The sequence below is a fragment of the Salinisphaera sp. G21_0 genome, from assembly GCF_017744115.1.
GTDB lineage: Bacteria > Pseudomonadota > Gammaproteobacteria > Pseudomonadales > Endozoicomonadaceae > Endozoicomonas.
This window is the reverse complement of the sequence record NZ_JAGHQW010000020.1, coordinates 16,307-38,849: the sequence shown is the minus strand read 5'-3', so window position 1 is coordinate 38,849 and position 22,543 is coordinate 16,307. Positions and strand designations below refer to the sequence as shown.

General features: G+C 48.4%; 19 protein-coding genes. 8 read left to right on the top strand and 11 right to left on the bottom strand.

From position 1 onward, the window contains the following. Positions 1–174 precede the first annotated feature (174 nt). Positions 175–318, bottom strand: coding sequence for a hypothetical protein (locus J7439_RS11015; protein ID WP_209201865.1), 144 nt, complete (start codon positions 316–318; stop codon positions 175–177). 670 nt (positions 319–988) lie between these two features. On the opposite strand from J7439_RS11015, the gene J7439_RS11010 reads away from it, so the two are divergent. Next, positions 989–1,789 (top strand): hypothetical protein, encoded by an 801-nt coding sequence (locus tag J7439_RS11010; RefSeq protein WP_209201864.1) that lies wholly within the window; start codon positions 989–991, stop codon positions 1,787–1,789. A 91-nt stretch (positions 1,790–1,880) separates the two neighbouring features. Here the strand turns inward: J7439_RS11010 and J7439_RS11005 are convergent, their stop codons facing one another. The 3 genes from J7439_RS11005 to J7439_RS10995 form a co-directional block, all read right to left on the bottom strand. After that, the gene (locus J7439_RS11005) at positions 1,881–2,456 is read right to left on the bottom strand and encodes a 5-formyltetrahydrofolate cyclo-ligase (protein WP_209201863.1); all 576 of its coding nucleotides are present in this window, start codon (positions 2,454–2,456) and stop codon (positions 1,881–1,883) included. Beyond that, entirely contained in the window at positions 2,437–2,991 is a 555-nt protein-coding gene (gene ssb / locus J7439_RS11000) for a single-stranded DNA-binding protein (protein WP_209201862.1), read from the bottom strand. The genes J7439_RS11005 and ssb overlap by 20 nt, the downstream gene beginning before the upstream one ends. Positions 2,992–3,174: 183 nt before the next feature. Beyond that, on the bottom strand, positions 3,175–4,518 hold the full coding sequence (locus tag J7439_RS10995) for an MFS transporter (protein ID WP_209201861.1): 1,344 nt from the start codon (positions 4,516–4,518) through the stop codon (positions 3,175–3,177). Positions 4,519–5,128: 610 nt separating this feature from the next. Here J7439_RS10995 and J7439_RS10990 point away from each other — a divergent pair. From J7439_RS10990 to J7439_RS10975, 4 genes are all read left to right on the top strand, one after another. Further along, a complete protein-coding gene (locus tag J7439_RS10990; RefSeq protein ID WP_209201860.1) occupies positions 5,129–5,665 on the top strand; it encodes a hypothetical protein in 537 nt (178 codons plus the stop codon). 151 nt (positions 5,666–5,816) lie between these two features. Then, on the top strand, positions 5,817–6,674 hold the full coding sequence (locus tag J7439_RS10985) for a hypothetical protein (protein WP_209201859.1): 858 nt from the start codon (positions 5,817–5,819) through the stop codon (positions 6,672–6,674). A gap of 91 nt (positions 6,675–6,765) precedes the next feature. After that, the gene (gene uvrA / locus J7439_RS10980; protein WP_209201858.1) at positions 6,766–9,591 is read left to right on the top strand and encodes an excinuclease ABC subunit UvrA; all 2,826 of its coding nucleotides are present in this window, start codon (positions 6,766–6,768) and stop codon (positions 9,589–9,591) included. A 379-nt stretch (positions 9,592–9,970) separates the two neighbouring features. Continuing rightward, positions 9,971–10,957 carry a hypothetical protein gene (locus J7439_RS10975; RefSeq protein WP_209201857.1) on the top strand — a complete coding sequence of 329 codons (987 nt, stop codon included), beginning with the start codon at positions 9,971–9,973 and terminating at the stop codon, positions 10,955–10,957. Between the two features lie 130 nt (positions 10,958–11,087). Here J7439_RS10975 and greA read toward each other — a convergent pair whose 3' ends face one another. The 5 genes from greA to dapB all read right to left on the bottom strand — a co-directional run bounded on the left by greA (position 11,088) and on the right by dapB (position 17,860). Next, complete coding sequence (gene greA / locus J7439_RS10970; protein WP_209201856.1) at positions 11,088–11,564, bottom strand: transcription elongation factor GreA; 477 nt, start codon at positions 11,562–11,564, stop codon at positions 11,088–11,090. Then, entirely contained in the window at positions 11,561–14,821 is a 3,261-nt protein-coding gene (carB, locus tag J7439_RS10965; RefSeq protein WP_209201855.1) for a carbamoyl-phosphate synthase large subunit, read from the bottom strand. Before carB ends, greA begins: the two co-directional genes overlap by 4 nt. A gap of 27 nt (positions 14,822–14,848) precedes the next feature. Continuing rightward, positions 14,849–15,991 (bottom strand): glutamine-hydrolyzing carbamoyl-phosphate synthase small subunit, encoded by a 1,143-nt coding sequence (gene carA, locus J7439_RS10960; protein ID WP_209201854.1) that lies wholly within the window; start codon positions 15,989–15,991, stop codon positions 14,849–14,851. A 177-nt stretch (positions 15,992–16,168) separates the two neighbouring features. Continuing rightward, the gene (locus J7439_RS10955) at positions 16,169–16,999 is read right to left on the bottom strand and encodes a hypothetical protein (protein ID WP_209201853.1); all 831 of its coding nucleotides are present in this window, start codon (positions 16,997–16,999) and stop codon (positions 16,169–16,171) included. Positions 17,000–17,053: 54 nt separating this feature from the next. Continuing rightward, complete coding sequence (dapB, locus tag J7439_RS10950; protein WP_353623044.1) at positions 17,054–17,860, bottom strand: 4-hydroxy-tetrahydrodipicolinate reductase; 807 nt, start codon at positions 17,858–17,860, stop codon at positions 17,054–17,056. A gap of 715 nt (positions 17,861–18,575) precedes the next feature. On the opposite strand from dapB, the gene J7439_RS10945 reads away from it, so the two are divergent. The 3 genes from J7439_RS10945 (at position 18,576) to J7439_RS10935 (ending at position 21,291) form a co-directional block, all read left to right on the top strand. Then, a complete protein-coding gene (locus J7439_RS10945; RefSeq protein WP_209201852.1) occupies positions 18,576–19,097 on the top strand; it encodes a HugZ family pyridoxamine 5'-phosphate oxidase in 522 nt (173 codons plus the stop codon). Positions 19,098–19,111: 14 nt separating this feature from the next. Continuing rightward, positions 19,112–20,248, top strand: coding sequence for a bifunctional diaminohydroxyphosphoribosylaminopyrimidine deaminase/5-amino-6-(5-phosphoribosylamino)uracil reductase RibD (ribD, locus tag J7439_RS10940; protein ID WP_209201851.1), 1,137 nt, complete (start codon positions 19,112–19,114; stop codon positions 20,246–20,248). A gap of 170 nt (positions 20,249–20,418) precedes the next feature. Further along, positions 20,419–21,291 (top strand): protein kinase domain-containing protein, encoded by an 873-nt coding sequence (locus tag J7439_RS10935; RefSeq protein ID WP_209201850.1) that lies wholly within the window; start codon positions 20,419–20,421, stop codon positions 21,289–21,291. A gap of 86 nt (positions 21,292–21,377) precedes the next feature. Here J7439_RS10935 and J7439_RS10930 read toward each other — a convergent pair whose 3' ends face one another. Both J7439_RS10930 and J7439_RS10925 read right to left on the bottom strand, forming a co-directional pair. Further along, a complete protein-coding gene (locus tag J7439_RS10930; protein ID WP_209201849.1) occupies positions 21,378–21,974 on the bottom strand; it encodes an OTU domain-containing protein in 597 nt (198 codons plus the stop codon). Between the two features lie 94 nt (positions 21,975–22,068). Next, the gene (locus J7439_RS10925; protein WP_209201848.1) at positions 22,069–22,452 is read right to left on the bottom strand and encodes a hypothetical protein; all 384 of its coding nucleotides are present in this window, start codon (positions 22,450–22,452) and stop codon (positions 22,069–22,071) included. Positions 22,453–22,543: the final 91 nt, after the last annotated feature.

The following is a 22,543-nucleotide window of genomic DNA, read 5'->3' as shown; positions in this document are numbered from 1 at the left end:
TGCGAGCAGGGGGCAATCCCAAAAGCAACGGTTATTCAAGGCAACAACTCCTGCATTGCCCCGAAGAACGAACGATCACCCTAAAGCAATATCTTTTAAGATAACGAAGGTTAGTGATTAAGAACAGGGGTATATCTTATGTTGGTGCCATCATAGACTTCATCTGACCAACCTTCACAGAGCTGATGTTTCCATAGCATCAGCACCTGCCATGGCTGCATCTTTAATCTGGTATTCCATCAGGACAATTTCATCCATGGGATAAAAGAAGCCACCAGCCACAGGGCGAATCATTGCCAACAGTTCGGGACGATCCATGAACGCATCCCTTGCCACACCAACAGAAATCAACAGAAAGCACGCCTGCTTTTGCATAAGTAGCTGGCCATATGGAATCGAATATTTCTGGCTACTTGGGCTGGTACTATGCGAGGCACAACGGAGGGAGCATAGCCGTAGCTATGTGACCGGAGTTGTAACGAAGCAGAGTGCCAGCACAAGGAGTCAGAAATATACGATTTCATATGGTTAGCTACTTAATGGTTAAATCGCATAAATTAAAAATCACTCAAAGATTATTTACAAAATTATATGACGAATAGCAGAAAAACCATTTTATTAACCACAAGATAAAAACCATAGTACTAATTAAAACAACCTGACAGGAAATATAACAACTACGGCTTTATATATATTGATTATGAAAATCCCTTTATATAAAAAAAAAACATTTATCTATTTTTTTATATAGCCATACCATTTTGCGGAAATAAAATATTACTCTAGAATCCCTCTTAGTATCTCTCCATGCAGTAAGCGAGTTCCATTACCGAGCTTAAATTAATAAACAGCCATGAAATATTTCAAAAAAATATATTTAAAGCTAGGAATAATAAGGCTTGCTTACTGTCCAACCGTTCGGTTCTGATCTTTATTTAGAGAGAACCGTTTTTCTTAATTAAAACAGCCATCCGGATAAGGGGTTAGCATGTTTAGAGGAAAGTGTTTATTCGTCGTCTTATTGTTATCAATCACATCGGCATCATGGGGAGTCCCTTCCGATACCAGAGTCGGGGTTGAGGATGGGTATTCAGGCGGGAGTTCTTTTCCAGCCATTCTCAGTAGCGGTACTTTCTCTTTTCTTGAGCTGGCTGCTCATGCAACCATTCTTATAGGTGGTGGGAACTATGCTCCGGAAAGCCCTTTTGCAAAAGTATTGTCATACATCCCGCAAAAGGTCTATGACATAAGTGCTACCAACGTTCTTTCCAACCGTGTTGCCCACAACGTCTTTCTGAGCCAGCTATTAAGATTACTGCCCGTTGCCAATGATTACGTCTGTGGCATGATGACACTGACGACCGAGGATGGCTATTATATCGACAGCGTTCTGGTAAATCAGGGATCAATACAGAACGACTCACAATTTGAGCATATTGGCGACAATCTTTTTGTACCAAAAAACAGAGGTATCACCAACCTGTTATTAGTTAAGCAGATGACCGGGTGGACAACGGCAGGAAGTGCATACATCACTGAAAACCCAATTGACTTATTCGTCACTGTTTCTGATGGCCGACAAACGTCTACTATCAATGTTCAGAAAAGTTCATGCACATTGTACAGTTATGGAAAAGCTCAAGCCTCTGTCATAAAGGGTGATGATGTATCTTTCTGTCTGACAAACTCTGGAACCGACTCAAAAGTATCAACGATTACTGCGCTAACATCTGCCTACGGTAAACCAGCCCTTATGCGTATTCCCGGAGAAGCCTGCGAAAGCTATTAGTCCGGTATTCTGAATGATTAATGTTAATCTCTGACAATATCCAAACAGTACCACCCTCTTGGTAAAACAGGGTGGTTTTTACCAGAACAAATTATACCGAGTAATAGCGACTGTCCGTTGCAATACCAGACATGTCTATATCCCAATGTTCTACAGGGATCGATTCAACTTTCTGACACTCATGGGCAAGGCCGATAAGTATTGGCTTTTTCGCAGTACGGGTAAAAGCAAATGTTTTGTCATAGAAGCCTCCTCCCATGCCAAGCCTTCTGCCAGCTTCATCAAAACCGGTTAAAGGTACAAGGACAACATCCAGCTTTTCCGGTGAAATCGGTTCTACCTCCTGCAAGGAAGGCTCAGGGATTCCAAAACGATTCAAAACCAGATGAGTGTCGGGCAGGTATTCAATAAACAGAAGGTTGTTATTGCTCCCAATCACTGGCAGATAACATTGTTTGCCAGAATTCCAGAGAAAATCACGGAGAACGTCCGGATTTATTTCGCCATCACTGGCTATATAAATAGCAATGTGCTGGCTATCTGCAAGCTCAGGCCGGGCACTGAGAATATCACACAACATTACACCAGCGCTGACCTGCTGGTCAGCGCTTAATGCCCGCCGGCGCTCGCGGAGAGAGGTTCTTAACTCAGAACGGGATATCATCATCAAAATCGTCAAAACCACCAGCAGGCTGTGGCTGGGGAGTTGATTGCGGTTGCTGCGACTGCGCTGGTTGATGTTGTTGTTGTGGTGATCCGTATTGCTGAGGCTGCTGCGGAGCATAAGACTGCTGTTGTTGCGGTGCCTGCTGCTGGTAGCCACCTCCCATCGGAGCCCCCATAGCGCCTTCCTGACGGCCATCCAGCATCTGCAGCTGGCCACTGAATCCATCAACAACAATCTCGGTAGTATACCGATCCTGACCGTCCTGACCCTGCCACTTGCGTGTCTGCAGCTTACCTTCGATATAGACTTTCGATCCTTTACGAAGGTACTGCTGGGCGATCTCAGCCAGCTTGCCGAAAATAACCACCCGGTGCCACTCCGTTTTCTCCTGTTGCTGACCGGTATTACGGTCTTTCCAGGACTCACTGGTTGCCAGACTCAGGTTGGCAACGGCACTGCCATTGGGAGTAAAACGTACATCCGGATCGTTACCCAGATTACCAATCAGTATTACTTTATTAACGCCTCGAGCCATTTAGCTTCTCCGCCATATTCACTCAAACTCAAATAGCCTCCAAGAACAGAGCCCATTCATTGAAGACACCATGGAGTAGCCTTACAGGACCACACCATATTAAAAATGCTCAATTAAAACAAAGGCCCTATACTTGGTTCCCCGTTTTTATTCTGTATCAACCCGCAGGTTTAATATCTGAACCTAGCACTGCCCAAACTGTCTTAACTCGGACCAGTTCAGTGCCTGCTTATCAACTTTCAGATAAGCTGTTTTCTCTGCGGCAAGCACTGTCACTTCCTGAACACCGTCAATACCAGCAAGTCGTTCTCCTACCGAACTGACATCACCAAGCTCAGGATTCAGAGCCATTACCATAGTACTCACATAAGGTGGTTGCTTCATAGTAACAGACAACCAGCACCACAGGGCAGTGGGAATTGTACAAAGCATTATGACAGCGGGAACACCGCCATATTCCATGGCTACGCCCCCAAGGCTGCCGCCCAGGGCAGCCCCCAGAAACTGGCTGGTTGAGTAGCCTCCCATGACAGTGCCACGGGTTCCCACAGGCGCGAGTTTGCTGACCAGGGATGGCAGCGTGGCTTCCAGAAAATTAAATCCAAAAAAGAAAATCAATAAGCCCGCCAACAACATCGTGGCACTGAGCATGCCTTGATAAAACAGCGCAAATGCCACGAACAGAATGATAATGCTAAAGCTGTAGCACTGCTTGAGCAGTCGCTGACGCTCACTGAAAATAATAAGGGGGATCATCATAACAAATGACAGGCCCAGGACGGCCAGATAAATACCGCCATGAGCAGAGCGGTCAAAATCTTTGCTCAAAAGCTCGGGAATAAAAATAAATAAAGCCATCAACACAAAATGGAGGGTAAAAATTCCAATCATGTGCCTCAGCAACTCCAGGTTAGTGAAGACCTGGTGCAACACCTGACGATCAACAGAGCTGTTTAAGTCCCGCCGTTTAATGACCGGCGTTGGCACCAGCAGGATAATAACCAGCATCGCGGCCACCGCCATCAGGGCATTAGAGATAAAGAGTCCGGACAGCCCCCAGATATCACTGACCACCGGCCCCAGCACCATGGCAATGGCAAAGGCAAGGCCAATGCCCATGCCAATCATGGCCATGGCCTTGGTTCGATGCTGATCCCGGGTAAGGTCAGCCATCAACGCTGTCACTGCGCCGGCAATGGCACCACACCCCTGTAAAATACGCCCGGCAATCACTCCCTCGATGGTGGTAGCCTGTGCCGCCAGAACGCTTCCCAGTAGAAAAATAAACAGTCCCAGCAGAATAACGGGCTTCCTGCCCCAACGATCAGAAAGCCAGCCAAACGGAATCTGTAATATGGCCTGGCTGAACCCATAGGCACCAATGGCCACCCCGATCAAACTGGGCGAAGCGCCCTGAAGATCGTCAGCAAAAAGAGCCAGAACAGGCAGTACCATAAAAAGTCCAAGCATCCGAAAGACAAAGACCAGGGAAAGGGATACAGCCGCTTTTAATTCAACAAATGACATGGGATAACAGCAAAGTCCTGAATTTTTTTGGTGGTTATAACTGATAAAATTACTGATAAACAGTGTCGCCGCAAGTCTATCAGGATCCGGATCCCGGATGCTATGCAGAAATCATGCTCACGGATTATAGCCCAGGGAGAATCATCATTAGTGACGGTGAGACCCGTTGATGTTTTACCCAGCGCTCAGGCAATCGCCGCCGGGTCAGGTGGTCAGGCCAAAACACTCTATTGTGTCTGCGACAAAATGTCACTGTTGCAACCATAACATGTTGACTATAAGTTCAAGTCAAAGCCTGTTGAAAATCCGTTATGTGCTTATCAAAAACAGCTTATCAAAGACAATAGTCGGGCACACGTATCAGGATCTGGTTTAACGATAGCGGCAGCAGCCTGACATCGAAACTATCAGGTATTAGTACGCTATCCTCACTTGAGCAGATTAATCCATGAGTGATATTTTAAAAAAAACCATCTTTTTTATATTAGCCATTTGTTTTCCCTTACTTGCTGCATCTACGGCATTTCCTGCTGACACATCAGATTCCGAAACACCCATTTCGGCACATTACATAAAGCAAAATAGTGATGGCACAGAAACCAGCTGCATTGTGACCGGGAATGAAACTCAAGAAGAACGGGAAAGGCTGCACAAAGCTGGCTGTACTCTGGAAACACTTCGAAATAACCCCGATATTGATGTTGAGGTCACATTAAAAACAAGCACTGGTCCCAGGTCGATCCTGATGACCTCCAAATACTATTTAATGTGGTTAAACAGCGGCCTCCATGCCGTCAATATCTCTCGCACCTTGTCTTTTGCTGTCCTCAATCTGGTAGTTTTTCATCCTGGTGAAGTACTGAAATACCTGGGTTCTTCAGCACTATATAATGTAGGCTTGTCCCGTAATGCCAACCAGACACTCTACCCATTCCTTGGTAAACACCTCTCATCTTACTTTTATCCTGATGGCCGGGATAACCGTAATAACGATGAACCTGAAAGCCTTGGCCTTGGAGGTCACATCCTGGTCATAAGCGCAGATCTTATTATGTGGTGGCTAGAAGCCCCTGACTATGGCTTTAACATAAACAGTCTGATACTCGGTCTGGATTTATTACACTTTGCCCTTGATATGGCAATATAAACCGGACAAGGCATTTCCAATAAAGTGCCTGGCTGACGAACATGGCCAGCCTGCAAAATCAAATAAATCAATATTTTGGTTGGTACCCTTTTAGAGCTATTCAAAACCATCACGTTGGTTGGAGAGTAAACCAGAGGGATAAACGTTATCCATGTCAAAAAGCACCTACCCCCTTGCCCGGGATAATAAAATTATCAAAATAACACGACATTTGTTTAATTTTTGGGCTCGATGCATCCTGTCCATGCTGGTTACCTTTTCTCTACCATGTCTTTCCGACACCATCAAAGAAGAAACCACAAGCTTCTCGATGTCAGTCAGCTACACGACAATTAATGAACACGGAAAAGAAACCCTCTGCACAATCTCAAGTAACGACCGCATTGAGAAATTGCAAGCGTTGAAAAGCACTGACTGTAAGCTCCCCATGTCAATTGACCCTAATGATCAGTCAGTCATTCTTATCTCCCATAGCCCCTACCATAAAACCAAGCAGATATTACTCACTACCCGAAACCTGCTGATGTGGTCCTATATGGCAGTGCACGTATACAAACTCCTGGACTCAGGAAACATCCTCTGGACTCAACAGGAAGCCTGCCCCTGTAGCGGCAAATTAATGGATATCAGCAATAAACCGGACAGGTTAATGACCAAAGGTTTCTTTTTTACCTACTATCTCCTGAGCCTTGGATATCATGGCTGGCGTTATATTCAATCCTATATAAATCCTGATGCCTCAGCCCCTGACAACAAAACATCTGAATTCAAGAATGATGAACCTGCATGGTCCGACACACTGAACAACTTTATATCCAGAGTTTCAGAGTATCCTTATGCCGGTCAAATTCTGACCTTGGCTCTGGATTCAGCCGCACTGAAATGGGACTGTCGATGCCCCGGCTATTTTACCGACAGCAAAGGTGGCCTTTACTTCAACGGCCACCTCTGGATGCTTTTGCTGAATGTCGCAATTTTTACTACAGACTTGGCGATCGACTACTTATAATACTCCGTTTGCTCTCAGAGCCTGTTGGTGACCTTTTTCAGCTTGCAGAAAGGCCACCAACAGGCTCTCTCACTGGCACGGAGAAAAGGCTGTGGAAAAGATTACCGTACAGGGCGCGCGTACACACAATCTGAAAAACATCAACCTGGAGATGCCCCGTGACAGCCTGATAGTAATCACCGGACTATCAGGTTCCGGTAAATCTTCACTGGCCTTTGACACGCTGTATGCAGAAGGCCAGCGTCGTTATGTCGAGTCCCTGTCAGCCTATGCCCGCCAGTTTCTATCCATGATGGAAAAGCCCGATGTAGACCATATCGAAGGACTGTCGCCGGCGATCTCCATTGAGCAGAAATCCACCAGCCATAACCCGCGCTCCACCGTCGGTACGATCACAGAAATCTATGACTATCTCCGGTTGCTGTTTGCCCGCGTCGGCATTCCCCACTGCCCGACACACCACCTGCACCTGGAAGCTCAAACCGTCAGTCAGATGGTAGACCAGGTTCTGGCTTTGCCTGAAGGCACTAAACTGATGCTGCTGGCCCCGGTGGTCAGGGGGCGCAAAGGTGAACACCTCCATGTATTCAATGAACTGAGAAGCAACGGTTTTATCCGTGCCAGAATCAACGGGATTGTTACGGATCTTGATACACCACCAAAGCTGGATAAAAAGAAGAAGCACACCATCGAAGTGGTCATAGACCGCTTCAAGGTGCGTGATGATTTACAACTGCGTCTCTCCGAGTCGTTTGAAACGGCCCTTGAGTTGACCGATGGTCTTGCTACTGTCAGCTACTTGGATGATGACGCTAAAGACGACATCGTCTTCTCTTCCCGGTTCGCCTGCCCTGAATGCGGTTACAGCCTCAATGAGCTGGAACCACGGCTTTTTTCCTTTAACAATCCGGCCGGAGCATGCGCCACTTGTGATGGGCTGGGCGTTAAACAGTTCTTCGACCAGGATCGTATAGTACAGCACCCTGAATTGACCCTGGCAGAAGGCGCAATCCGTGGTTGGGACCGGCGCAGCGTTTACTACTTTCACCTGCTGAAATCACTGGCCGCTCACTACGGTTTCAGCATTGACACCCCGTTTGATGACTTAAGCCCGGAACAGCAGAACATTATTCTTCATGGGTCCGGTGATGAAGAGGTCAATTTCAGTTACGTCAATGACCGGGGGGATGTCTATAAAAAACGGCATATTTTTGAAGGCATTATTCCCAACTTTGAGCGACGTTTCAGGGACACCGACTCCCAGTCCGTCCGGGAAGAGCTGGCCAAGTACCTCAGCACCCAGCCATGCCCATCTTGCAAAGGCACCCGTTTACGCAAAGAAGCCCGGAATGTATTTGTCCAGAATGAAACCCTGCCGGACCTGGTTAAATTGCCCGTTGAAAAAGCACTGGTCTATTTTCAGGATCTTGACCTGCCCGGCCGCCGTGGCGAGATAGCCAGAAAAGTACTTAAGGAAATCTGTGATCGCCTGAGCTTTCTGGTCAATGTCGGCCTGAACTATCTTACCCTGGAGCGCAGTGCGGATACTCTTTCCGGTGGTGAGGCCCAGAGAATTCGATTGGCCAGTCAGATTGGCGCAGGTCTTGTGGGGGTTATGTATATTCTTGATGAACCCAGTATCGGGCTGCATCAACGGGACAATGAACGTCTTCTGAATACGCTGACCCGTTTGCGAGACCTGGGTAATACGGTGATCGTCGTTGAACATGATGAAGATGCCATTCGCAGCGCTGATCATGTTATCGATATTGGCCCCGGAGCCGGTGTTCATGGTGGTGCCATCGTCGCCCAGGGAACCCCCGGACAGATCATGGACTCGCCGGATTCTTTAACGGGTCAATACCTCTCAGGTATTCGCAAGATCAATGTACCATTCAAAAGAACGCCCGCAGACACAAAGAAAACCCTGAAGCTCAGTGGTTGCAGCGGCAATAACCTGAAAAATGTCACACTGGAAATTCCAGTGGGTTTAATGACCTGTGTTACCGGCGTTTCGGGCTCTGGCAAGTCCACCTTAATCAATGGCACACTGTATCCGCTGGCCGCCACAGCGCTCAATAAAGCAACAACATTAACCGCTGCTCCCTATAAAAAGCTGACCGGCATTCAGCACTTTGATAAATGCATTGATATTGACCAGAGCCCCATTGGCCGGACACCACGTTCTAACCCGGCCACCTACACCGGGATTTTTACCGCCATTCGTGAACTCTTCGCAGGCACTCAGGAAGCCCGTTCACGGGGCTATAAACCCGGTCGTTTCAGCTTTAATGTTAAAGGTGGCCGATGCGAGGCCTGTCAGGGAGATGGTGTTATCAAGGTAGAGATGCACTTTTTGCCAGATATCTACGTTGCCTGCGATGTCTGTAAGGGCAAACGTTATAACCGTGAAACCCTGGAAGTAAAATATAAAGGCAAGAGCATCCACGAAGTACTTGAAATGACCGTGGAAGAAGCCTTGCAATACTTCGATCCAATACCCGCAGTCAAGCGCAAACTGCAAACCCTGATGGATGTAGGGCTTTCCTACATTCATCTCGGGCAGAACGCCACCACCCTGTCTGGTGGTGAAGCCCAGCGGGTGAAACTGGCGAAAGAGCTGTCCAAACGGGATACCGGTAAAACACTCTATATACTGGACGAGCCCACCACCGGGCTCCATTTTCACGACATTGAACAGCTACTCTCTGTCCTTCATCGCTTGCGGGATCATGGCAACAGCGTGGTCGTCATTGAGCACAACCTGGATGTGATTAAAACGGCAGACTGGATTATTGACCTGGGCCCGGAGGGTGGTGATGGCGGCGGGCAGATTATTGCCGCTGGCACCCCGGAAGCCGTATCGGATGTTTCAGAGTCTCATACCGGCCGCTTCCTGAAACCAATGCTTGTTTAGAACTGTCGGACTTAACACGGCCCTACACGGCAACGGCTCCTGCGTTGCCCTGGCCCCGGTTCAGGACGAACGGAGCCAGGACATCAATTATATTGAAACCGTGTCACAAAGGAACTTTTATAAGAAAGAGTGATCTCTAGCTGTAAGTCAGTAATGCTACAATTCAATGAATCCCCTTAATAACATACCTTCATTCGATTGCTATTTTGACGGCCTTCATTGCGGCTTGTCAGATTTACCGGGGCAAACGTATAAATCTGGTGTCAGTGGACAACAGCCTCAATACCTGGGCATGTCTGTTCAGACACTGAGCACTCCTTTTCCGGTTTACCATAATCAGTCAGATACACATGAAAATTTTACAGACTCTTTTAATTCATTGAATAAATATACTATTAATTCTTCAACCCTTTCCGCTTCAGCAAACACTTTCGTAAATGATATTCCCGAGATACCTCAATCAGCTCTGGATCAATATGTACACTGGAATTCTGATGATCAACAATTTCATTATACGTTGCCATCAGATATTCCCTTTATTCAGCAGGTATGCTTATCAGGAAGCGAACCTGAGATCATGGAGCCAACATCAGTAAGCTATTTGAATCCAGAAAACAGGTTAACTCATTTTCCTGTCGACAACCCAGAGGATTTACAACCAAGTGCTGTGCTTAACCCACTCAGCCTGAACCAAACAACCCGGGCACAGGGAATAGTTGATGGTAACTCTCCAATCGTTAAGCACAACAAGAAGGAGCTTCACAATAATCCTGCTTGCCAGGAGAAACAAAGGGGGTTCCAAAGGAAGCGCCACAAGAATGATTCTTCATACACAGAGCGCCAAAGGCTGTACAAAGAGCGCCAAAATCTGAATAGAAAGATGCGCTACATAAATGATCCCGATTTCGCAGAGCACCTGAAGAACTATCAAAGGGAGTATCAAAGGGAACGTCGCAAAGACCCTGCTTTCCGGGAGCGCCAAAGGCTGCGCCAAAGGGAGCTCCGTAAAGACCCCGCATACTCTGCGCGCGAAAGGGCGCTTAACAGACAGCGTTACAAAGATCCTGCTTACGCACAGCGCCGAAAGGAGCTCAGCATGCAGTGGTATAGGAAGCGTCGCCAGGAGTTCAACATGGAGCGGCAGAGGAAGTGTCGCCAGGACTCTGCTTACGCAGAGCACGAAAGGGGAGTCGGTTGGGATCACCAGAAAAGTTACCACATACTCAACCGGCAAAAAGAGTGCCAAAGATTGCATTACCAGCATGCCCCTTCTTACCCGGGAGATGAGCATCTCCCGTCGGCCAATTCATCTGCTCCTCTTAATGCATACGGTGAGCTCACATCAATGCACCTCTTGAATGAATAAGATTGATAATTAAAGCTGACCACCGGTAAGTACAAATTCGTTAGCCAAAAAAATAAAGCCCTGTGCTGCCTCAGACAACACAGGGTTTCAATAAATATGGAAAAAGATACTGCGCTCAGTGATGCATTAATCAAATATGCTGCACTTCATCGATCTCATATTCCACCCCGCCAGAAGGGGTGTTAACCACTACCACATCCCCTTCTTCCTTGCCGATCAGGGCCCGGGCAATGGGTGAGTTGACAGAGATCTTGTTCACTTTGATATCCGCTTCATCATCACCGACAATCTTGTAGGTGACTTCCCGGTCATCATCCAGGTTGATCAGTACAATCGTGGTACCGAACAGCACCTTGCCGGTCTTGGTGATGGTGGTAATATCAATGACCTGGGCATTGGAGAGCTTGGCCTCAATCTCGTTGATGCGACCTTCGGCAAAGCTCTGCTGCTCACGGGCGGCATGGTATTCAGCATTCTCCTTAAGGTCTCCGAGCTCACGTGCTTCAGCAATAGCCGCAGAAATACGAGGACGTTCCACCCCCTTCAAATGAGCCAGTTCCTCACGGAGGGCTTTTTCACCCTCCACCGTCATGGGAATTCTTTTCATCCAACGTTACCTTCGTGTAGATCCTGAAGCCGTCTGACCAATCTTTCAGATCCAAAGGCGATCGAACGCGCAATCGCTTCTGCTCCTGCCATGGTGGTTGTATATAGCACCTTATTGGTCAATGCAGAGCGACGGATCAGGTAAGAATCAGCTATGGCCTGACGACCTTCAGTCGTATTGATGACGAAGGCTATATCACCATTGACGATCATGTCCACCAAATGCGGTCTTCCCTGATGCACTTTGTTGATGGTGGTGACCGGCAAACCGGCTTCTTCAATCACTTTTGCCGTGCCGGAGGTGGCCAGCAGCTCGAAGCCGATATCCATCAGCAGACGAGCTACCATCGGCAACTCCGGTTTGTCAAAATCCCGGACGGAGAGAATGACCTTACCCCCCTGTGGCAGCTGCATGTTCTCAGCCAGCTGCGCCTTGTGGAAGGCTTCCGGGAAGGTAGCCCCAACGCCCATCACTTCGCCGGTGGATTTCATCTCCGGGCCAAGAATCGGATCCACGCCGGGGAACTTATTGAATGGGAAAACCGCTTCTTTGACACTGTAGTAAGGCGGCACAATCTCAGCAGTAAAGTTCAGCTCTTCCAGGGTTTTGCCCATCATCACCCGTGCCGCAATCTTGGCCAGGGAGTGACCAATGCACTTGGAGACAAATGGCACGGTACGGGAAGCCCTGGGGTTCACCTCAATCACGAAGATCTGGTCATCCTGAATGGCCAGCTGCACGTTCATCAGGCCCACAACACCCAATTCCAGGGCCATGGCACGAACCTGCTCACGGATTTCATCCTGATGACGACGGTTCAGGCTGTAAGGCGGCAGCGAGCAGCTGGAGTCACCGGAGTGAATACCCGCCTGCTCGATGTGCTGCATGATCGCGCCAATCACCACACGCTCACCATCACACACTGCATCAACGTCCACTTCTACCGCACGGTTCAGGAAGTAGTCCAATAGCACCGGGCTGTCGTTCGATACCTGAACAGCGTCTTTCATATAACGCACCAGCTCATCTTCGCCGGCGACAATTTCCATGGCACGGCCACCCAGAACATAGGAGGGACGAACCACCAGTGGATAGCCAATCTCCGCCGCTTTGGCCACCGCTTCCTGTTCACTGCGAACCGTGGCGTTAGCGGGCTGCAACAGACCCAGTTTCTGGATCATCTGCTGGAAGCGCTCACGGTCTTCGGCACGGTCAATGGCTTCAGGGCTGGTACCGATAATTGGCACACCTTCGGCTTCAAGGGCACGGGCCAGTTTCAGCGGAGTCTGCCCACCGTACTGAACAATCACCCCGGTGGGTTTCTCAACATCGATGATGGCCAGCACATCTTCCAGGGTTACCGGCTCAAAGTAGAGTCGGTCAGAGGTGTCGTAATCGGTAGAAACGGTCTCCGGATTACAATTAACCATAATGGTTTCGTAGCCGTCTTCCCGCGCCGCCAGTGCCGCATGGACACAGCAGTAGTCAAACTCGATACCCTGACCGATACGGTTTGGTCCACCACCAATCACCATGATCTTTTCACGGCCAGAAGGCTCGGCTTCACACTCTTCATCATAGGAAGAGTACATGTACGCTGTCGTAGACTGGAATTCAGCCGCACAGGTGTCCACGCGCTTATAGACGGGCTTAACCTGTTGTTTACGACGATAGTTGCGTACTTCGGCTTCTTTAATACCCAGCAGTTCCGCCATACGCGCATCGCTGAAGCCTTTCTGCTTCAGACGGAACAGGCGCTCTTTCGACAGAGAGGCCAAACCTTTACCATTAACGGCGTCGTCAGCCAATAACGCTTCTTCATTCACCAGGTCCTGAATCTGTACCAGGAACCATGGATCGATCATACACTCAGCAAAGATCGCTTCCAGGGTCATACCGGCACGGAAGGCATCCGCAACGTAGTAGATACGGTCAGCTTTCGGTGTCACCAGTTCACGACGGATTCTGGCCAGCGCATCTTCACGCTCTGCATCAGAGCAGGCATCCAGTTTGATATCAAACATGGAGTTAAAGCCCGTGGCACCAGTTTCCAGGCCACGCAGTGCTTTCTGCACAGACTCCTGGAATGAACGACCAATGGCCATTACCTCACCCACCGACTTCATCTGAGTGGTCAGACGGTCATCTGCCTGAGGGAACTTCTCAAAGGCAAAGCGGGGGATTTTGGTCACCACGTAATCGATGGATGGCTCAAACGAGGCTGGCACCACACCACCGGTGATCTCATTGCTCAACTCATCCAGGGTGTAACCCACCGCCAGCTTGGCAGCAACACGGGCAATGGGGAAACCGGTGGCCTTGGAAGCCAAAGCAGAAGAACGGGATACCCGGGGGTTCATCTCAATGACCACCATACGACCGGTGTCCGGGCAGATACCAAACTGTACGTTGGAACCGCCGGTTTCCACACCAATCTCACGCAGCACCGCAATGGAGGCGTTACGCATGATCTGGTATTCCTTATCGGTCAGCGTCTGGGCTGGCGCGACGGTAATGGAATCTCCGGTGTGAACCCCCATGGGGTCAAAGTTTTCGATGGCGCAGACAATGATGCAGTTATCATTGCGGTCACGAACCACTTCCATCTCGTACTCTTTCCAGCCAATCAGCGACTCATCAATCAGCAGCTCATTGGTGGGCGAAAGGTCGAGGCCACGGAAGCAGATCTCTTCAAACTCTTCCTTGTTATAAGCAATCCCCCCCCCGGTACCGCCCATGGTAAACGACGGACGAATAATACAGGGGAAGCCAACCTGATCGAGAACGGCGCGGGCTTCTTCCATGGTATGGGCAATACCGGAGCGCGGCGTTGCCAGACCGATATTTTTCATGGCCTGGTCAAACAGCTGGCGATCTTCGGCTTTGTCGATGGCCTGCTGGTTGGCACCAATCATGGCCACGCCGTACTTTTTCAGCACACCTTTATGGAACAGATCCAGGGCACAGTTCAGCGCGGTCTGACCGCCCATGGTGGGAAGAATCGCATCCGGGCGCTCTTTTTCGATAATCTTCTCGACGGTCTCCCAGCGGATTGGCTCAATATAGGTTGAGTCCGCCATGGCCGGGTCGGTCATAATGGTCGCCGGGTTGGAGTTTACCAGGATGACCCGAAACCCCTCTTCCTTCAGCGCCTTACAGGCCTGCGCTCCGGAATAGTCAAACTCACAGGCCTGCCCGATAATAATTGGACCAGCCCCGAGTATCAGAATACTTTCAATATCAGTACGTTTTGGCATCTTTCTCTCACATCAAAACGGGGTTGGTTACTTTGCTGCCTTCAGCATCTCAACAAAACGGTCAAACAGCCCGGCCACATCGTGTGGGCCCGGGCTTGCTTCAGGGTGCCCCTGGAAGCTGAAAGCAGGACGATCAGTCCGCTCAATACCCTGGAGGCTGCCATCAAACAGTGACTTATGGGTTGCCTGCAGGTGCTCTGGCAACGAATCTTCCGCTACGGCGAAACCGTGGTTCTGGCTGGTGATCATGACCTGACCGGTCTTGAGATCCTGAACCGGGTGATTGCCGCCATGGTGACCAAACTTCATCTTCTCGGTCCTGGCACCACTGGCCAGAGCCAGCAGCTGATGCCCCAGACAGATACCAAACACCGGCAGAGAAGTTGCCAGAATTTCCTTAATGGCGGCGATGGCGTAATCACAGGGCTCGGGATCACCAGGGCCATTTGAGAGGAAAATACCATCTGGATTCAGGGCCAGAACTTCTTCGGCCGGTGTTTTGGCTGGCACAATGGTAAGGCGACAGCCTCGCTGAGCCAGCATGCGCAGAATGTTTCTTTTAACACCAAAATCGTAAGCCACGACGTGAAACGGCAGGTCCGTCACGTTGGCATGGCTGTCGGTCTCCAGATTCCAGACACCTTCTGTCCAAGTGTAAGGCTGGTCAGTGGTGACTTCTTTTGCCAGGTCCATCCCTTTCAGGCCCGGAAATTCACGAGCCCTGGCCAGTGCTTTGGCTTCAGCAGCTTTTCCGGTCAGAGCGTCACCCGCCAGGATACAGCCATTCTGCGCACCTTTTTCCCGGAGAATTCGAGTCAGGCGGCGGGTATCAATACCAGCGATGGCGACAATATTGCGGGATTTCAGATAGTCATCCAGAGACATTTTGCTGCGCCAGTTGCTGGCCAGCAGTGGCAGGTCCTTGATGATCAGACCGGCAGCCTGGATCTGTGGGGATTCTTCATCTTCCGGAGTAATACCGGTATTACCAATATGGGGATAGGTGAGCGTAACGATTTGGCGGGAATAGGAAGGGTCGGTGAGAATTTCCTGATAACCGGTCATTGCCGTGTTAAAAACCACCTCACCACTGGTCTCACCATCAATACCGATGGCAATTCCCCGGAAAATACTGCCATCTTCCAGAGCTAAAACAGCCGTCTTAGTCAAAGGATCCTCCCGAACTTGAACCTGAGCGCCTTATGCCCGAACGCTATGATGCTTAAAGTCCTCCAGTTTGAAGACCCAAAAAAAGCGAGATGTTTTAAAAAACCATCTCGCTTTTGATCTTGCACCCTGCCGCGCACACCATAAATTCAAGGCAAATTTGTGGTATTAGACTATAAATCAATTAACTTTTCCACTACTTTTTTTGGTCGCCAGGTGATTTTGACTCAGAGCATCAAGAGGCAGCAACTCAACCCAGTCTTGTTTATTCATATATTCTTCAACCGCTCTTCCAGCTCCTCCGGCCAACTCTGCACGATTGGACATCTCCCGGATCGCCTGATTATACACACGCGCTCTAAACTTCTTCTGCAACTCCTCCTGCTTAAGTTCAAATGTCAGTTGTTGAATCTCTATTTCCAATTTAATCAGTTTTCTTGAAGATTCATCGTGTACAAGTACCTTGAATGCATACTCCATAGGATGCATTAAATTACCCAGACTGCGTCTGCAGAAACCTAGATTTTCCAAAACTCTCTTCGCCTTGTTTTCTTTGCTTTTCAGCTCACTCTTTTTTTTCTGTGTTTCGATCAATAGCTCTAATCTGTTTTTTTTGATGATTCTCTCCATCCGATGCTGAAAGCGTATCCTGAATAAATCAGAGTTACGGCTCTCCCTGTGGTTATTTGCAGACCCGGGCGGGTTGTTTTTACTAAAAGTGGATAGCTCATTTCTTGCTAATTTCTGAGGCACCACTTCAAGGTCCGTGCTTGCAGGCAACGGCCTTTTCATCGATTTACCCATGCTTCCCGCTGGAACAGTGCCATTATAAGGCGCAATATGACGGGAACAAAGGCTGCGGGCAGTTCTGTCGCAAGCTGTATTACTGCCCGGAAGCATTTTTTTCTGTCCCTTAGTTGCCCTCGAGAAATCTTTAATGCCATCAAGACTCTCATTCGCCAACCAATCCCCCCACCCCTGAGGGGTAACAACGCCGGATACTATCATCACTATCAACCTCCTTTTTCACCCATTTTCCGCATTATCAGCACACCGGGCAGTGATTTAAGTTTTCAGACCCAAAACATCCTGCATATCGAACAGGCCGGACTTTTTATCAGCAATAAATCGAACCGCCCGCAATGAGCCCCGGGCATAGATCAACCGGCTGCTGGCTTTATGGGTTACCTCCACGCGCTCACCTTCACAGGCAAACAGCACCGTATGGTCACCAATCACATCGCCGGCTCGAACAGTGGCAAAACCAATGGTTTCCCGATCTCTTGGCCCGGTATACCCTTCGCGACCGTAAACAGCGCACTTTTGCAGATCACGCCCCAGGGTATCTGCCACCACTTCACCCATTTTCAGTGCCGTTCCGGAGGGTGAGTCCACCTTATGACGATGGTGCGCCTCAATAACTTCAATATCTGCATCATCACCCAGTACCCTGGCAGCCATCTCCAGCAGCTTGAACACCAGATTGACCCCGATACTCATATTAGGCGCAAAAACGATGGCGGTATCTTCTGCCGCTTTGGCGAGTTCTGCCTTCTGACCATTGCTTAAGCCAGTGGTGCCAATCACAATGCCTTTACCATACTGCTGGCACAGGGCGACATTCTGCATGGTCAATTCCGGGGTGGTAAAATCAATCAAAACATCAAAGTCATTAACAGCTGCCACCAGGCTATCTGTTAATGGCACACCCAGTGAGCCAACCCCTGTCAGGTCTCCTGCATCCACCCCCAACAGACTGTCGCCAGGCTTGATAATTGCTGCTCCCAGCTGGCACTGCTGATCAGCGGCAACGGCTTCTACAAGCATTCGCCCCATTCTTCCGGCGGCACCCACAACGGCAACTCTGGTCACGTCACACTCCCTCTGGCACTTTAATCGGCTGCAAAAATCCTTCGTAGTCTATCGGACTACCCACAAACAGCAAGCAGGGCAGGAAAAACAGCAATCCGGCTTTTATTTTTTAAGGAAAAAACGATAACCTGCCCCCCAGACCATTTCGTGAAAGTTACAGGTGCAATAATGATCAGACAGTTTATGCAAGACGTTCGGGAGATGCATTGGGTTCCAAGGCTGTTTATGGCCATGGTCATTGTGAAAACCCTCTCTGTGATGATTCGGGAAGCACAGATACTTTAAAACTGAACTTTTTAAACTTACGAATGTCCTAAGTTCTGATTCCTGAACATGGATTAACTCCAAATCCATTAAATTTAATTCATAAAACCTTGGAAATAATGATTATGAATACGGGTCAGATTACAAATATACAAACCTTATAGACCAAGGCCTTTTCCTCTATCATGGAATTTTTCATAAAAAGTATTTACCCGAACTGGTCAAATCGCCAGAGTTCGTTGTAGCAACCAATCAGAGAAAGGAGACAGTAGCCTACTGGGACACATCGGTTAGTGACGTCCCAACGAAAAAACCTGTTTGAATCAATAATCCGGCATCAATGATGCCATTATCCTACTCCTTTGGGCGCTCTATCTATGCGAAGAGACAATGAAGTTCGCAATAGGTTATATTACTCCGCTAATGATGCTGATTCTCATCCAAGGTAGTCATGAGCAAGAAAGTAGCAGTTATAGAAGGTGAAGAACTTGTGGCAATCGCTGAACGCTGCGAGAAGCTGGTGAACAGCCATCAAACGTTAACGCTTTCCACGCTTTCTCCACAAGGGAGACCGGAAATCAGCTACACTCCCTACCTGCGGGGAAAAGACGGTACTTTTTATATATTCGTCAGCGAGCTGGCTCACCACACTCCCAATCTGCTGGTTAACCCTGTGTGCTCAATCCTGTTTGCAGCCCCTGAGTCAGAAACCAAAAACCTGTTTGCCCGGGAGCGCGCCTTTTTCCACTGTCAGGCCCATGAGCTGGCAAGAGGCACCGAACGCTGTGACCACTGGCTGGACCTGATTCAGGAAAAATTTGGCAATACGGTGGAAGTCTTGCGCAATCTGCCGGACTTTCACCTCTTTGCCCTGACGCCTGAAAATGGCCAGTATACCGTTGGTTTTGGCAAAGCTTTCAAAATCAATGCGGATGGCTCCTTCAGCCATATTGTTATCGATAAGAAAAAGTAATTACCGAGGTTCCAATGACCCAAGAAGCCATAGACAGAGGCTTTATGGCCAAGGCTATCAAGCTGGCTCGCTCAGGTTGGTATACAACCATGCCCAACCCGAGAGTTGGCTGTTTAATTGTAGACGTCAACGGTCATATTATTGGAGAAGGCTGGCACGAAAAGGCAGGAGAGCCTCACGCCGAAGTGCATGCACTACGCATGGCTGGCACAAAGGCCAAAGGTGCCACAGCCTATGTAACCCTGGAGCCTTGCAGCCATTTTGGCAGAACCCCCCCCTGTGCAGAAGCCCTCAAGGCTGCCGGTGTCGCACGGGTGGTTGCGGCAATAAAGGATGACAACCCGGCCGTATCCGGTAAAGGCATGGCCCTGCTTCAGGAAGCGGGGATAGAAATCCAATCCGGTGTTCTTGCCGATGAAGCCCGGGCCCTGAATGAAGGTTTTTTCAAGCGCATGTCGACGGGCATGCCGCTGGTCAGAGCAAAACTGGCCATGAGCCTGGATGGCAGAACCGCCATGGCCAGCGGTGAATCCCAATGGATTACCGGCCCCAAGGCACGCAGTGAAGTACAAAAACTCAGGGCACAGAGTTGTGCCATTATCACGGGGGTAGGCTCGATTCTTCATGACAACTCGTCACTGACGGTTCGCCCCAATGAACTGGGTTTGGCCAATGCAGAAGCGATCTGCAAACGTCAGCCTCTGCGGGTGGTCCTGGACTCCACACTGCAAACGCCCGTTGATGCCAAAGTTATTTCAGGCCCCGGGCATTGCCTGATCGTTACCACCTCACCATGCTGCCCCGAGAAAAAAGCACGGCTGGAGCAGGCGGGCGCAGAAGTGCTGGTTTTAGATAATCCCGAAGACCAAACGGCTGGCAGAGTAAACCTCCCGGCACTACTAGCAGAACTGGGACGCAGGGAGTGCAACGAGGTACTACTGGAAACCGGCGCTCAACTGGCTGGCAGTATGATGGCTGAAAACCTGATTGATGAACTGGTGGTATTCATGGCTCCGGTTCTGATGGGCTCAGCAGCAAGACCCCTACTGAACTTACCACTGCAAAGCATGTCTGAAAAAAAAGAGCTGGTTATCAAAGATATCCGGGCAATAGGTAATGACTGGAAAATCACAGCGCGACCATTGTCTTGATAAGCTGCTCCCAACCAAAGATGGGGATTTTCTGCTTAAAAATGTTCCATTTTATTGGAAGAAACAAGGTATTGTTATTACTAATATAACGGTTAGTGATTTATGTGAAAGCAAAGGAAGAACTACTTACTCCCATTAACGATAACTTAACCGAAAATTGAGGTTAGTAAATGCAATCTGTTAATCCATCTGAATCAACTTATCAACATCCACCACAAGCACATTTTGACGAAAGCAATGAAACTGTAGTGCTCATGTCTGGAAGATATATAAAAAAACACCAGATTGGTGAAGGTTGTTTCTCGAAAGTGTTTCTTGCTGAAAAAATAACAGGAAATACAGAAAACAAATATGTCGCACTGAAAAAAACCAGCCATTACGGTGAACTTGAAATCAATGCTTTCAAAGCATTAAACCCACATGTAAATATTGTAACTATGTTGGACTACTCTCTGGATAGTTCTACCATTGCTATGGAGCTGGCAGACTGCAACGTATATCAACTCATTGTTTTATGGGGGCAAGACAAAACAAAGTTGAATAGCAAACAGCTGAACTTTTTTATAGCCGAATTATTAAGAGGGTATCTTCACATACTGCAAAAAGGCAGGATTATCAGTGCAGATATTGGCAAGAAAAATGTCCTCTATGTTGCCCGAGAGAACAGGCTGAAAATTTCTGATTTCGGCCGACCGAATAATTCTGATGACACCCTCATTTGGAATCGCAGACAACAGCAAAAAATAGGTGAGCTTTTGCTATCCCTGCTCGACATGATGGGTCACGACTGTGTGGGAGTCCCGCCCGGACACAAACATTGCTCTGATTGCTATCACTATGAAATAAGAATTTGTAGAGAAGGCCCTAATAAAAGTTTGAAAAGATTGAAACAAGAACTTAGTAATGAGCAGGAGAAAATCATCTCAGACCTTTTAAACGCACGTCTTGATTCAGGCCAGATAGAAAATATCCTGGAAAGCTTAACCACCCAATTAGAAATACTGCCCAAGCCTGATAAATTTTCCGGTCCGTTGCGGGCCTGAGAATAGCACGCTCCAACGAGTGAGGATCTCGTTAGTAGACAATTGTTGCTGTACTTTCGGTTTTTTCTATTCTGACGCGTTAAGTACTACTTTTTCCTGGCTGTCATGTAGTGCTTATCTTTGCCATCGAACACAAATAATTCTGCCTCAGGATGTTGCCCCATGACTTCAGACAATGTTTTTTTTGGGTACTCTTCAAGCTCACCTTCAGGGCCAAGAACGTTGATTACCGTTTCATCAAGATCGCAAACAATGATCCTGCAATTTTGAGTACACGCCATCAGACGAAGATCAATCTGTTCGGCATAATTACGAGGCTCCTTTAACATTTCAATTTGTTTTTGAAATAAAGAAGTGAGTACCGGGTGAAATTGAAGCTTACCATTGCCATCCAGGCACCTTTTTCCCTCATCGTAGGATTTTTTTCTTAATCCCGTGATGCTGGCATCACGTCTGATTTTGGACATACCATCATAAAAACAATCACCATCGCGAACCGTCTTAACAAACTTCCGGTGGTATTTCTCTAATATGGCTGCCGCCTTTCGCTCGTTCCGGATAGCTTTTGCTCGTCGAACGGCGTCCGACTCTTTACTTGAAGCGAGCCCCTGCGTCATAGCGGGATCACTTTCAGTAATCTTTGAAGTGTCTGAGTCCAGGCTACGCTGAATGGCCTTTGCCACATCTGCCCGCTCTCTGGCACTACGCATTTGCTCATCCCGTTGCTGCGACTTTCTGCTGAGCGCTAACGCCCGGGCCAAAGCGGGATCATTCTCATCAGTTACGGTTGTCTGACGATTTGCATTCTGGCCACCCTCGATTGCTGGCAATGATTCCTGATATGGTATGTGACTCACAAAGGGCCCCCCCCTTGTTAACCCCTGCAACATAACGCTCCTTTATGCTTTTCTCTATGGTGGGTGCCTGGAGCGCTTCCTCCATGGTTTTCCTGTAATGGGATGCGAGGAGGAAACATTTGACATGATTGACCAGATAAGAAAAAAAACCTTCCTTGACCTCCAGCTTATAAACCAGCCGTCCATCTGACGTATTCACCTTTTGCATATCCAGGGATCGCCAGCGGCTGAGGTTACCTGCACTGTTCCAATTTTCAAGAACGTCAGCAGAAGACTTTAATACATCCGATGCATTTCCAAACATTATAATTAGTCCCTTTATCATTCCATTGAATAGTGACCAGCCAGATAAACAGCAACAGTATGCTTAACCTAAAACATTACAGGCAAATCAC

Coding starts and splice junctions, on each gene's coding strand:
- J7439_RS11015 (WP_209201865.1), bottom strand. CDS start 318: ATGGATCGTCCCGAACTGTTGGCAATGATTCGCCCTGTGGCTGGTGGC.
- J7439_RS11010 (WP_209201864.1), top strand. CDS start 989: ATGTTTAGAGGAAAGTGTTTATTCGTCGTCTTATTGTTATCAATCACA.
- J7439_RS11005 (WP_209201863.1), bottom strand. CDS start 2,456: ATGATGATATCCCGTTCTGAGTTAAGAACCTCTCTCCGCGAGCGCCGG.
- ssb (WP_209201862.1), bottom strand. CDS start 2,991: ATGGCTCGAGGCGTTAATAAAGTAATACTGATTGGTAATCTGGGTAAC.
- J7439_RS10995 (WP_209201861.1), bottom strand. CDS start 4,518: ATGTCATTTGTTGAATTAAAAGCGGCTGTATCCCTTTCCCTGGTCTTT.
- J7439_RS10985 (WP_209201859.1), top strand. CDS start 5,817: ATGTCAAAAAGCACCTACCCCCTTGCCCGGGATAATAAAATTATCAAA.
- greA (WP_209201856.1), bottom strand. CDS start 11,564: ATGAAAAGAATTCCCATGACGGTGGAGGGTGAAAAAGCCCTCCGTGAG.
- carB (WP_209201855.1), bottom strand. CDS start 14,821: ATGCCAAAACGTACTGATATTGAAAGTATTCTGATACTCGGGGCTGGT.
- J7439_RS10945 (WP_209201852.1), top strand. CDS start 18,576: ATGAGCAAGAAAGTAGCAGTTATAGAAGGTGAAGAACTTGTGGCAATC.
- ribD (WP_209201851.1), top strand. CDS start 19,112: ATGACCCAAGAAGCCATAGACAGAGGCTTTATGGCCAAGGCTATCAAG.
- J7439_RS10935 (WP_209201850.1), top strand. CDS start 20,419: ATGCAATCTGTTAATCCATCTGAATCAACTTATCAACATCCACCACAA.
- J7439_RS10925 (WP_209201848.1), bottom strand. CDS start 22,452: ATGTTTGGAAATGCATCGGATGTATTAAAGTCTTCTGCTGACGTTCTT.